9 protein-coding genes are annotated in these 12,985 nt (G+C 62.2%); 8 read left to right on the top strand and 1 reads right to left on the bottom strand.

Translation table 11 applies throughout. From position 1 onward, the window contains the following. Positions 1 to 11 precede the first annotated feature (11 nt). The 5 genes from J2W23_RS06505 (at position 12) to J2W23_RS06485 (ending at position 6,811) form a co-directional block, all read left to right on the top strand. Entirely contained in the window at positions 12 to 1,178 is a 1,167-nt protein-coding gene (locus J2W23_RS06505) for an efflux RND transporter periplasmic adaptor subunit (RefSeq protein ID WP_176656860.1), read from the top strand. Between the two features lie 20 nt (positions 1,179 to 1,198). Next, positions 1,199 to 4,342, top strand: a complete 3,144-nt coding sequence (locus tag J2W23_RS06500; RefSeq protein WP_307648131.1) for an efflux RND transporter permease subunit — start codon at positions 1,199 to 1,201, stop codon at positions 4,340 to 4,342. Between the two features lie 2 nt (positions 4,343 to 4,344). Continuing rightward, positions 4,345 to 5,802, top strand: a complete 1,458-nt coding sequence (locus tag J2W23_RS06495; RefSeq protein WP_176657651.1) for an efflux transporter outer membrane subunit — start codon at positions 4,345 to 4,347, stop codon at positions 5,800 to 5,802. Positions 5,803 to 5,874: 72 nt separating this feature from the next. Beyond that, positions 5,875 to 6,489 (top strand): transporter associated domain-containing protein, encoded by a 615-nt coding sequence (locus tag J2W23_RS06490; protein ID WP_307648130.1) that lies wholly within the window; start codon positions 5,875 to 5,877, stop codon positions 6,487 to 6,489. 49 nt (positions 6,490 to 6,538) lie between these two features. Continuing rightward, entirely contained in the window at positions 6,539 to 6,811 is a 273-nt protein-coding gene (locus tag J2W23_RS06485) for a helix-turn-helix domain-containing protein (RefSeq protein WP_307648129.1), read from the top strand. Positions 6,812 to 7,319: 508 nt separating this feature from the next. On the opposite strand, the gene J2W23_RS06480 is transcribed toward J2W23_RS06485, so the two are convergent. Beyond that, a complete protein-coding gene (locus tag J2W23_RS06480) occupies positions 7,320 to 7,853 on the bottom strand; it encodes a PadR family transcriptional regulator (protein ID WP_176656863.1) in 534 nt (177 codons plus the stop codon). Positions 7,854 to 7,999: 146 nt separating this feature from the next. Between J2W23_RS06480 and J2W23_RS06475 the strand changes: the two genes are divergently transcribed. The 3 genes from J2W23_RS06475 (at position 8,000) to J2W23_RS06465 (ending at position 12,387) form a co-directional block, all read left to right on the top strand. After that, positions 8,000 to 10,021, top strand: coding sequence for an NADPH-dependent 2,4-dienoyl-CoA reductase (locus tag J2W23_RS06475; protein ID WP_307648128.1), 2,022 nt, complete (start codon positions 8,000 to 8,002; stop codon positions 10,019 to 10,021). Between the two features lie 54 nt (positions 10,022 to 10,075). Beyond that, positions 10,076 to 10,516 (top strand): nuclear transport factor 2 family protein, encoded by a 441-nt coding sequence (locus J2W23_RS06470; protein ID WP_176656865.1) that lies wholly within the window; start codon positions 10,076 to 10,078, stop codon positions 10,514 to 10,516. Positions 10,517 to 10,707: 191 nt separating this feature from the next. Beyond that, positions 10,708 to 12,387: an AMP-binding protein gene (locus J2W23_RS06465; RefSeq protein ID WP_307648127.1), complete on the top strand. Its 1,680-nt coding sequence runs from the start codon at positions 10,708 to 10,710 to the stop codon at positions 12,385 to 12,387. Positions 12,388 to 12,985: the final 598 nt, after the last annotated feature.

The following is a 12,985-nucleotide window of genomic DNA, read 5'->3' as shown; positions in this document are numbered from 1 at the left end:
GGTTTGCCGGTATGAATTCGAAGAAGTTGTGGTGCATCTGCGGTATCACCGGGATGGTCACCGCGACCGTGCTGCTCGCGGCGTGCAGCAAGCAGGTGCCGTTGACGGCGGCCCCGCCTGCCCAGGCCTCGGTGCTAACCCTGCGGCCCGCTGCTGTGATGATTGCCGACGATCTGCCAGGACGGGTCGCGGCCGTTCGCACGGCGGAGATCCGGCCACAGGTCGGAGGCATCATCCAAAGACGGCTTTTCGAACAAGGCGCGGAAATTCGCGCGGGGCAGGCGCTCTTCCAGATCAACACGGCACCGCTCCAAGCGGACGTCGACTTGGCAGCAGCGGCTTTGCAGCGCGCCGAAGCGGCCCACGCGCGAGCTCGGGTGCATGCGTCGCGGCTGGCACCTCTACTGGAAACAGAAGCGATCAGCCGCCAGGTCTTCGACGATGCCGCGTCACAGCGCGACCAGGCGGCTGCCGAGGTGGCACAGGCTCGCGCAACGCTTTCTCGTCGTCGGCTCGAGCTGAAGTTCGCCACCGTGGACGCACCCATCGCCGGCAGGATCGATCAGGCGCAAGTCACCGAGGGGGCGCTGGTGACGCCGAACGACAGCAGTCCCATGGCCCGGATCCAGCAGATCGACCGGGTCTACATCGATGTACGCCAATCGGCTTCGGCGCTCGATGGCCTGCGCGATGAGCTGTCGTCCAAGAAGAGCGGCGCGAGCGGCGTGGAGGGTCTGCCCGCGACTCTGCTGCGCACCAGCGGCGAGCCCTACGCGATGACCGGGCGCATCCTATTTTCCGGGATCAATGTGGATGCCGGCACCGGCGAGGTGCTGGTGCGCATCCTGGCGGACAACCCGCAGCGGCAGTTGCTTCCTGGCATGTTCGTTCGCGCGAGAGTTCCGCGTGTCACCTACTCCGACGCGCTTTTGGTACCGCAGCAGGCCGTGGCGCGTGCGGACGGGAAGGCGCAGGTCTGGGTCGTCGACGGGCACAACAAAGCCCGATCGGTCCACATCGAGCTCGGCGAACTGTTCCAGGGCCAGTACATCATCCGCCGCGGCCTGGCTGCGGGCCAAAGGGTGGTTGTTGAAGGCCGCGAGCGCCTGGCCGAAGGCGCGGACGTTGCCATCCGCGCGTGGTCGCCCCCTGCATCGGCCAACCTGGCCGTGCGCTGACTCAACAAAAGAATTCCGTTGTGCCACAATTTTTCATCAAGCGCCCCGTGCTCGCGTGGGTGGTCGCCATATTTATCGTGCTTCTGGGCCTGATCGCCATCCCACAACTGCCGATCGCCCGTTACCCGTCGGTTGCACCGCCGACCGTCAGCATCTCTGCCAGCTATCCAGGTGCTACGCCCCAAACGATGAACGACTCGGTGATCAGTCTCATCGAGCGCGAGCTTTCCAGCGTCAAGAGCTTGCTGTACTTCGAATCGACCGTGGACGCCACTGGCTCGGCTGCCATCACTGCCACTTTCAAACCGGGCACGAACCCGGAACTGGCGCAAGTCGATGTCCAGAATCGGATCAAGGCGGTAGAGCCACGACTGCCCCAGACAGTGCGTCAGAACGGCCTGACGGTCGAGTCGGCTTCCTCAAGTTTCCTGCTGATTGCGAGCCTGAACTCCACCGACGGACGCCACGATGGACTCTCGTTGAGCGACTACATGGCGCGCCACGTGGTCGAGGAATTGCGCCGGATCGAAGGGGTTGGGCGCGTGCAGCTCTTCGGCGCTGAACAGGCGATGCGCCTGTGGGTCGACCCCGCAAAGCTGGTCTCATACGGCCTCTCGATGAATGACCTGTCTGCCGCAGTCGCACAGCAGAATGCCCAGATTGCGCCTGGCCGGGTCGGCGATTCGCCGACGGTCCCGGGCCAACGGGTGACCGTTCCGCTGACGGTGCAAGGACAACTGGAGACACCCGAGCAATTCGCCGCGATCGTGCTGCGCGCTAATCCGGATGGCTCCAAGGTAGTCATCGGGGATGTGGCGCGCGTGGAACTGGGCGCCCAGTCGTATGGCTTCGCCGTCCGCCAGGACGGCCACGTCTCCGCCGGCGCAGCGGTGCAACTGTCCCCGGGCGCGAACGCGGTCAAGACGGCCGAGGCCGTGCAGGCCCGATTGTCCCAACTGAGCGACTCGCTGCCGGTCGGCATGCAGTACTCGGTGCCGTTCAACAATGCGCCCTTCGTCAAGATCTCCATCGAAAAGGTCATCCACACCTTGATCGAGGCCATGGTGCTGGTGTTCCTGGTGATGTACCTGTTCCTGCAGAACATCCGCTACACGCTGATTCCGGCAATCGTTGCGCCGATTGCGCTGCTGGGAACTTTCGCCGTGATGGCAGTCGCCGGCTTCTCGGTCAACGTGCTGACCATGTTCGGCATGGTCCTGGCCATCGGCATCATCGTCGATGATGCCATCGTCGTTGTGGAGAACGTCGAGCGCCTCATGGCCAGCGAAGGCCTCTCCCCCAAAGAGGCCACATCCAAGGCGATGAAGGAGATCACCGGTGCTGTGATCGGCGTCACGCTTGTGCTGACGGCCGTGTTCATTCCGATGGCGTTCACCAGCGGCTCCGTGGGGGTGATCTACCAGCAGTTCGCCCTGTCGATGGCAGTGTCCATCCTGTTCTCCGCCTTTCTCGCGTTGAGCCTGACGCCGGCCCTGTGCGCCACGCTGCTCAAGCCTATTGATCCTGGACATCACGACAAGCGTGGGTTCTTTGGCTGGTTCAACCGTCGCTTTGAAAAGATGACGCAAGGCTACGAGCGAAGGGTCGCGAAGCTGGTCCGGTCCGCGGGTGCGGTGATGCTGGTTTTTCTGGCGCTGCTTGCGGTGCTGGGGCTGTCGTTCAAACAGTTGCCCTCTTCGTTCCTGCCGGACGAGGACCAAGGCTATTTCATCACCTCCTTCCAACTGCCGTCCGAGGCGACCGCAGAACGGACGCTGGACGTGCTCAAGGATTATGAAAAGTATCTGCTGACCAGGACGGCCATCGTTGGCAACACCTTGCTCCTGGGCTTCGGCTTCTCGGGCTCCGGACCGAACGCAGCAATGGCCTTTACCAACCTCAAGGATTGGGGCAAGCGTGGCGACGCAACGGTGCAAGACGAGATGCAGCGGGCTCAGCACGCCATGTCAGGGGCGCGGGAAGGTACCGTCATGAGCATGCTTCCACCCGCCATCGAAGAATTGGGCACCTCCTCTGGCTTCAGCCTTCGCCTCCAGGACCGTGCAGGCCTTGGCGAAGCTGCGCTCCAGGCCGCCGAAACCCAGCTTCTGGACCTCGCATCGCAAAGCAAACGGGTCAAGGACGTCTACCGGGACGGTCTTCCATCGGGCAGCAGCATCCGCTTGGACATCGATCGCCAGAAGGCGCAGGCAATGGGGGTTTCGTTCGGCGACATCAGCGGCACGCTGACGGCCGCCCTGGGCTCGCTCTATGTGAACGACTTTCCCAATAAGGGGCGCATGCAACAGGTCATCATCCAGGCCGATGCGGCGTCGCGCATGCAGATCAACGATGTGCTCAAGCTCTCCGTGCGCAATTCTTCGGGGAGCATGGTGCCGCTGCATGAGGTGATCGTGCCGGCATGGAAAGAAATGCCGCTCCAGATGGTGCGCTACTCGGGCTATCCCGCGGCACGCATTTCGGGCAGCGCCGCAGCAGGGGTCTCCAGCGGGGAGGCCATGAATGAGATGGAGCGCCTGGCCGCTCAACTGCCCAAGGGCTTTGCCGTGGAATGGTCGGGCCAGTCGCTGCAGGAGCGTCATTCGGCGGCGCAGGCGCCTATGCTGATGGCCCTGTCGATGCTCGTAATCTTTCTGGTGCTGTGCGCACTTTACGAAAGCTGGTCGATCCCGCTGTCGGTGATGCTGGTGGTCCCGCTCGGCCTGATCGGTGCGGTCGCTGCAGTGCTGCTGCGCGGTCTGCCCAACGACGTCTTCTTCAAGGTCGGCCTGATCACCGTCATCGGGCTGTCGGCAAAGAACGCGATCCTGATCGTGGAGTTCGCCAAACAGTTGCGAGAACAAGGCAAGGGATTGATCGAGTCTGCAGTGCTCGCAGCACGCTTGCGCTTGCGCCCGATCTTGATGACTTCGTTGGCCTTCGCGCTGGGCGTGGTGCCCTTGATGATCGCTACGGGGGCAAGCGCCGAGACCCAGCACGCCATCGGCACGGGCGTCTTCGGCGGAATGGTCAGCGCGACCTTGCTGGCCGTGTTCTTCGTGCCCGCCTTTTTCGTCTTCGTGATGGGGCTGCAGGAACGCATCGGGCAATGGCGCCAGGCCCATCGGCCCAGCGCGACCAGACAAGCCCCTTCGAAAGAATGAAGATGCGATTGCTGATGTTTCCCTTGGCACTGGCCGCAGCCCTGTCGGCATGCTCGTTGACTCCGCCCCTGGTCAAACCGCCCCTGCCGGTGGCATCGAAGTTTCCGAACGAACTGCCTGGCTTGGCTGCACCTGGAATCGGGAGGACCGCTGCCGACCTTGGGTGGCGCGCCATGTACGGCGATGCGCGGCTGCGGCAATTGATCGAGCTGGCACTTCGCAACAATCGCGATCTGCGCGTGGCAACGCTCAACGTCGACGCGGTTCAAGCTCAATTCAATATCCAACGCGCCACACGCTTTCCCAGCGCTGATCTGAGCGGCAGTGCGAGTCGTGAACGCACATCCGTCGCCACGAACGGTGCAGGGACCATGCCGTCCATTGTGCAAGATCAATACAGCATAGGGCTTGGGATGACCGCTTTCGAGATCGACCTTTTTGGGCGAGCGCGGGCGCAATCGGATGCAGCATTTGCCCGGTATCTGGCAAGCGAGCAAGGGCGGCTCGCTGCCCACATCTCGCTGATCGGAGCCGTGGCCGACGCCTACTGTGCCGAGTTGCTGGCGAACGCCCAGTTGGAGTTGGCCAAGTACACGCTGACTGATTGGCGGCAATCACTGGAATTGACTTATCGCCTCAAGCAGGCTGAACAGACCAGCGGCCTGGAAGTAGCGCAGGCCGAGGGGCAGGTCGCCACGGCCGAAGCCGATCTGGAAGCGCGCCATCGCGCAGTGGCACACGCGCGCAACGCCTTGATCTTGTTGATCGGCACCGAGCTTCCTGCTGATCTGCCGCCGCCCTCGGCGCTCGACGATCAAACCGTACTCATGCAACTGCCCGCCGGGTTGCCTTCGGACCTCCTGCTGCGCCGTCCCGACATCCTTCAGGCCGAACAGGCGCTGGTGTCCGCCAACGCCGACATCGGCGCTGCGCGCGCGGCCTTCTTCCCGCGGCTTTCCCTGACGGCGTCGTTGGGCTACGCAAGCTCTTCCTTGAGCGGCCTGTTCGATGCCGGTCAGCGGACATGGCGCTTCGCTCCACAGGTCGTCCAGCCGCTGTTCCAAGGAGGACGTCTGAAAGCTGAGCTTCGCCTGGCGGAAGTGCGCAAGTCCATGGCGGTGGCAGAGTACGAGCGGACGATCCAAACGGCCTTTCGAGAAGTCGCGGACGGACTGACTGGAAGCGCAACCTTTGGCCGGCAAATCAATGCACAGCAACGCGTCGTTGCCAGCGCCGAGTCTCGTTTGGCGCACTCTGGCGAACGCTATCGCGCCGGCGTGGAGGGGCGGCTTGAACTGCTCGATTCGCAACGGCAACTCTATGCTGCGCGTCAACTTCTCCTCAACCTTCGGCGAGAAGCGATCGGCAACGCGGTTGCGCTTTTCAAGGCGCTCGGTGGTGGCTTGCTGGAGGACTCTGATGCCTTTGCCCATCTTCCGAGCAGGACCGAGGTGCGGTGAAGAGTGTTGGGCTCCGCCAATCTCCGACCCTAGGGGATGCGGATCCCGGTCTGCCGCGGCTCCCTCGACAACGTGATCGGTGTTGCACGCGCAAAAGATCTGCTTGGCAATCTGATGCACTGCGGGTCGATCGACGACACGCGGGATCTGCGGTCGCCCATCTACGTGCCGGCGTCCACGAGCGCTATCAATCTGATCGATACCCTGAGACATGCACGCGGTCAACTCGCGCTGGTCAACGATGAATACGGGGTGCTGCAGGGTGTGGTGACGCCGATCGACGTGTTGGAGGCCATCGCTGGGGAATTTCCAGACGAAGACGAAACACTGGAGATCCAGAGTTCAGGCGAGGGCCGTTGGACGGTTGCCGGCACCGCTGACCTACACCAGTTGGAGCAGACCCTTGAGACGGATGGCCTTCTGAGCGATGACGGCAGCTACACATCCCTGGCAGGTCTGCTGCTCAGCAGGCTCGGACACATGCCGCGCACGGGTGAAGCGCTTTGCACAGGGATTTCGAGTTTCGAGTACTCGATGTCGATGGCCAGCGCGTCAAGACCATCGCTGTCGCCAGGGTGGAGCAGTCCGATTCGGGCATCGAGAATTCTCGCGATTCATGAACTGCGCCTAGGCGCGCGACACCCACTCGCATCATGGAACTCCCTCACGGCAGTCAATCTGCCGTGACAGCTTTGACGTAGTCGCACTTGGTCTGCTGGGGCTCGCGATGAAGCGTATGAGCACCTTGCGCGGCCAATTCCATCGCGTCTCGGTGCTTCCGGCGGAGGACTTGGCACTGCGTGTGCTGCAGCAACTGACGCGGCTCGCACCTGCAGGCCAAGGAGGCTATGACAAGCGAATCACGCAGTCGGTGATTGCCTCGTACTCGGGGTTGTCGCGCGAGGTGGTCAACAAGACCATGCGCGACTTCGAACTGCGTGGGCTGGTGTGCCGCGAGGATGACGGTGTCCATGTCGCCAACGATTTCGCGACAACTGATTTCGTATAGATTCCATGGCCCTGGCCGAGGAGCCGCGACAAGGGACGAGCGAGGCGAGGAGGGCGCATCGCCAACGTCATTCGCTGCAGCCGTCATTGCGAAGGTCGAGTGCTGTGCGTCTTGCCCACCTGAGGCCTGGTGCGTGTTCCCGGTGCGCATGATCCGCGAGCGCCTCCGAGCTGCTGCCCACTGGCTCGGCGCCTGGCTTGTCTAAGCGGGTGGCGACCTCGGTTCATCGACCGCGTCGTGCAGAAGATCCTGTCCATCGACGACGAACCGGATCCAAAGATCCGGCAGCGGATCAATCAACTGTTTGCGGAGCATCTCGTCAGCAGATGCCCAAGCATCTGAACAGTCGCGTCGACGAACTGCTCCGTACAACTGGCAAGCCAAGTCAGCGGCAGCATAAGGCCTCGAAGCGGACGATGAGCCAGTTCAGAAGTAGACGCTCTACATTGAACTCAGCGGCCGCCGAAGGCCCACGAGCCCTGTGGCACCTTTTGAGATTTGAGTGGTCCTATTCAGGCAATGCAAGGATAGCCAGCGCTTCCCGCGAGACCTCAAGCCAAAGCTCCTCGTGCAGAATCCCTGCCCTGAGCACCAGGTGCTGCAAGCGCCGCTCCCGGCTAGGAGGCTTGCCGAGAAAGTCCTTCTGTTCCAGGCGCTTGTAGAGGTCGAGCTTTTCCTGGTGCATTGCCTGACGTCTCTCCATCTCTTTTTGCAGCCCACAGGGACCTATAGCGGCCTCCGCGCGCAGGCGGACCATCATCTCGTCGCGCAGCGGCCGGGGATCTTCCTGCTGGGCGACCCATCGCCGCAATTCCTTGCGGCCGGCCGAAAGGAGTCGGTACTGCCGCTTTCGTCCTCTTCCGGTTTCTGGCTCAAGCGCTTCGACCCAGCCAGCCTCTTCCAGGCGAGCGAGTTCGCGATAAATCTGTTGATGGGTGGCATGCCAGAAATACCCGATCGACCGGCCGAAACGTTCGGCAAGTTCGGAGCCTGAGCACGGGTGTTCGGCCAGCGTAGTGAGCAAGGCATGAGGCAAGGACATCGGGCGTAAAGATCAGGAGCGGTCAGCGTCGAGCGCTGCATCTTGCCCCAATTGCTTCAGCAACGGCCAGCGCCTTCTATGCAACCAGTTGCATAAACATGGAAGTGCGATTACATTCATGCAACCAGTTGCATAAAGAGGCGCCCGTGAATCACTTCCCCCACTTGTCCGCGCCGCTCGACCTGGGCTTCACCACGTTGCGTAACCGTGTACTCATGGGATCCATGCACGTCGGGCTGGAGGAGGCCGCCAACGGATTCGAGCGCATGGCAGCCTTCTATGCCGAGCGCGCGCGCGGCGAGGTGGGGCTGATCGTGACCGGAGGCATCGCTCCGAACGAGCGTGGACGGCCCATGAAAGGCGGGGCCATGCTCGTGAACGAAGAAGAAGCCGAACATCACCGCACAGTCACGCGGGCGGTACATGAAGAGGGCGGCAAGATCGCGATGCAGATCCTGCATTTCGGGCGATACGCCTACCACCCCGACCTGGTTGCCCCCAGCGCACTGCGGGCGCCCATCAACTCATTTACGCCTCATGCCCTGACCTCGGAAGAGGTCGAGCAAACCATCGGCGATTTCGTGCGCTGTGCCGCCCTTGCCCAACATGCAGGCTATGACGGCGTGGAAATCATGGGGTCCGAGGGCTACCTCATCAACGAGTTCATCGCTGCACGCACCAACCATCGCGATGATGAATGGGGCGGCGACTACACCAACCGCATGCGCTTCGCCGTCGAGATCGTGCGCCGGACGCGCGAACGCGTGGGGCAGAACTTCATCATCATCTACAGGCTGTCGATGCTGGACCTGGTGGAAGACGGTTCCACGCTGGAAGAAGTCATCCTGCTGGCGCAGGCCGTCGAGGCGGCAGGCGCGACGATCCTCAACAGCGGCATCGGCTGGCATGAAGCGCGCATTCCCACGATTGCAACCAAGGTTCCGCGCGCGGCCTATGCCTGGGTGACGAAGCGGGTCATGGGGAAAGTGGGAATCCCTCTGGTCACATCCAACCGCATCAACACGCCCGAAGTGGCCGAACGACTGCTTGCGCAAGGCTATTGCGACATGGTGTCCATGGCGCGCCCATTGCTCGCCGACGCCGATTTCGTACGGAAGGCACGGCAAGGGCGCGCCGACGAGATCAACACCTGCATCGGCTGCAACCAGGCCTGCCTGGACCATACATTCGGCGGGAAGATCACCTCCTGCCTGGTCAATCCGCGTGCTTGCCACGAGACGGAGCTTGTCATCGAGCCGGCTCCAACGCGCAAGCGTGTCGCTGTTGTGGGCGCTGGTCCGGCAGGACTGAGTTTCTCCGTGACGGCGGCTCAACGCGGCCACGAAGTGACGCTCTTCGATGCGGCCAGCGAGATCGGCGGCCAACTCAACATTGCGAAGAAGGTGCCAGGCAAGGAGGAGTTCCACGAAACGCTGCGCTATTTCCGGCGCCAACTCGAACTGCAACAGGTGACGTTGAAGCTCGGTACGCGGGTCGGCGCAAGCGAGCTTGCCGGCGCGGGCTTCGACGAGGTCGTGCTCGCCACGGGCGTTCGCCCGCGTGCGCCGCAAATCAGCGGCATCGATCACCCGATGGTCCTGAGCTACCTGGATGTCCTGCGCGACGAAAAGCCGGTGGGAGAGTCGGTCGCCGTGATCGGTGCCGGGGGCATCGGCTTCGATGTCTGCGAGTACCTCACGCACGCCGGTGACAGCGGTGCCGTCGCCCCGACCAAGTTCTTCGAGGAATGGGGCGTCGACACGGCCTACACGCAGGCGGGCGGACTGCGCCGGCCGCAGGTCGAATCTCCTGCACGCCGCATGCACCTGCTGCAGCGAAAGCCCACCAAGGTAGGAGAGCAGCTGGGAAAGACCACAGGCTGGATTCATCGGACTTCACTGAAGGTACGCCAAGTCGCAATGAGTTCCGGCGTGTCCTACGACCGCATCGATGACGAGGGACTGCACGTGAGCGTGAACGGCGAGGCCCAGGTGCTGAAGGTTGACAACGTGGTGGTCTGCGCAGGCCAGGAGCCCTTGCGAGACTTGCATGACGCCCTCACGGCGAAGGGGCTCATCGTCCATCTCATCGGAGGGGCCGATGTGGCTCTCGAATTGGACGCGAAGCAGGCCATTCTCCAGGGAGCCCGATTGGGCATCCGCATCTGACGAGCGCCGCTCTCGACGGCTCGTTTTTGTTTCACTATCAGCAAGGAGCATCACATGTCACAGCCCCCGAAAAACGTCCACCCTGCAGTCGCTCGATCTCTGGATCTCTGGCATCGCATGATTGCCCACAACGACCTTGGTGAACTCCACACCATCGTCCACCCGGACGCGGTGTTCCGTTCGCCCATGGCCATCTCGGCGTACACCTCGGCGCCCGCGCTGATCCTGGCGCTGTCCACAGTCATCCAGGTGTTCGAAGATTTCGAATATCACCGGCAATTGGCAAGCGACGACGGGCTGGACGTCGTACTGGAATTCAGCGCTCGCATTGGAGACAAGAAACTGAAAGGCATCGACCTCATCCGCTTTGACGACCAGGGCCAGATCGTGGAGTTCGAGGTGATGGTTCGCCCGATGAGCGGCCTGCAGGCCCTGGGCGGCGAAATGGGCAAGCGCCTCGCCGACAAGTTGCCGGCTTTCAAGGAAAAAGCCTGAGAGGAAGACTTCGGACGCTTTGCAGCGTATCGCTGGCTCTTTGCGTGCGCGTCCGAGTCATCAAACCCTGTCGGCGGTGGCGGCCGATCGATTCGATCGCGTGACGACGTCAGCCTCACGCCTTCGCAAGGCTCTTGCGCACAAGCTTTGCGAAAACCGCAAAGCCCAAAACACAAAAGTGGAGACGACAAATGAACAACGCCCCGTCCGTTGCCTGGGACAAGGCCTACCCACCGGTTCTGCGCAACTATCGCGTCGACCTTTCGAGCCTGCCGACCAACGCGGCGGCGCTCAGCTCACAAGCGGCCAGCCAACACCAGGATCGTGCGGCGTTCTGCTTCGTCCTCCCCGGCGAGATCAGCGTGGCACGCAGCTTCAAGGAAGTCGATGCGCTGTCGGACGCCTTCGCCGCATATCTGGTTCATGAGGCCGGCCTCGCACCAGGGCAGGTTGTTGCCATCCAGTTGCCGACCAGCCTGCACTACCCCATCGCCGTGTTCGGTGCCTGGAAGGCCGGACTGATCGTGACGAACGTCAATCCGATGTACACCGAGCGAGAACTGCATCTGCAACTGAAGGACTCTGGTGCGCAGATGCTTCTGGCGTCAGATCTGTTCCTGCAAGCGGCGGGGCCCGTGGCAGCGACACTGGGCATCAATTTGCTGACCGCAAGCATGTGGGATTTCTTTGACGAGCCCGTCGCCACGATGGTGCGCGAAAAGCTCGCCGCCGCAGCCCCGGCCGGCTCGACACCCGCCATGCCTTCCACGCGCATGTCCGAGGCGCTTTCCAGAGGACTGGCACTCGGCAAGGTCTCGAGGCGAGATCATCCGATTGCCCTGTATCAGTACACAGGTGGAACGACAGGCCGCAGCAAAGGGGCCGTCATCACGCATCAGAACATTCTTGCGACGCTGCGAATGACAGGAGACTTTCTCAATGCCTACGATGGGCCTCGCTCCGGCGAGACCATATTGACGGTCTTGCCGCTCTATCACATCTTCGCCTTCATGGTGAACTTCCTGGTGTTCTACGTTGCGGGCGCCAGGAATCTGCTGGTGCCCAATCCCCGCCCGGTCTCTTGCCTTCAGAGCACGTTCGAGAACTTCCAGATCGAATGGATGTCGGGCGTCGACACGCTCTACGCCGGGCTCCTTGCCGAACCGTGGTTCAAGGCAAAGCCCCCAAAGCTTCGTTTTGCATTTTCCGGAGGAACGGCCTTGCGCCCGTCTACGGCACAAGCCTGGCAAGCATCTGTCTGCCCCATTCTGGAGGGCTACGGCATGACGGAGACGACCTGCATCGTGTCTTGCAATCCCCCGACGCAAGCACCGCACATCGGGACTGTCGGACTGCCCGTGCCAGGTTGCGAGGTGCGCATCGTCGACGCAGACGGGAAGATCCTTGGCCCCGGGATGCGCGGAGAGTTGCTGGTCAGAGGACCGCAAGTCTGTGCAGGCTATCTTCGCGCCGACGGCGAGACTGCCAACGCTTTCGTCGATGGTTGGCTCCATACAGGCGATATCGCCCTGGTCGGGTCCGATGGCTACGTTCGCATCGTGGATCGCAAGAAGGACATGATCTTGGTCTCCGGGTTCAATGTTTATCCGAATGAGATCGAAGACGTACTTGCAGGCCATCCAGGCATTGTGGAAGCCGCTGTGGTTGGAGTGCCGGATTCTGCGACAGGGGAGGCTGTCCGCGCCTTCGTTGTCGTCAGGAATACGGATCTGAACACTGCGGATATCGAAAACTATTGCCGCACCCAATTGGCGGCCTACAAGGTGCCGAGGCAGATTCTCTTTCGCGACCAATTGCCGAAGTCGCCCGTTGGAAAGATCCTGCGAAGCTCATTGCGAGAGTTGACCTGATTAAGGTCCGATCAGGTCGTAGCTGGCTCGCCACGCGACGTCCACCACGGCATGCGGCGACGCAGAAAGCTCACCAGGCAGCCCTTGCAAACTGGAAATGGCTTGCCGTCGAAGGGGCTTCCGATGGCGAACTGCGGCCATCGCTCGTGGGGGCTGCCAGTGGACATCCGCGGGGCCGCCTGTGCGGGATCGACCGCGGGCTGGAGCCCGAAATGCACGAGGACCGGATCGTAGAAAACGATCCTTACTTGCTTCTCCGGCTGCGGGAGAAAGTTCGGTTCGGTTCATGATTTTTCATCGCTTGCTGCAGCAGTTCCAGAAGCAACGAAGGTGCGGGGTGCTGGTTTCGCAGTACCAGACCAGATAGAACCATCGAGCGCTGCCAAGTCGGTGCCTGCAAAGCTGGTGGTGCCGAATGCCGACCGGCTGCCCAGCGATGCGGGCTTCGCGCAGCCGCCCCGCTTCATCGGTTTTGCCGAGGACGCTCCCGGGTTTGGTGGTCAATGTCGGCGCGCGCTCGGGGCGATTGGGGGGCGTGGCTTGCGGATATGGAGGCAACTACGCTGAGTCGGTGCGTCGAGGCTGCCGTCCGAGGGGG

Source organism: Variovorax boronicumulans (assembly GCF_030812215.1).
In the GTDB taxonomy this organism is placed as follows: domain Bacteria; phylum Pseudomonadota; class Gammaproteobacteria; order Burkholderiales; family Burkholderiaceae_C; genus Variovorax; species Variovorax boronicumulans_C.
This window is presented reverse-complemented; position numbering and strand designations above follow the sequence as displayed.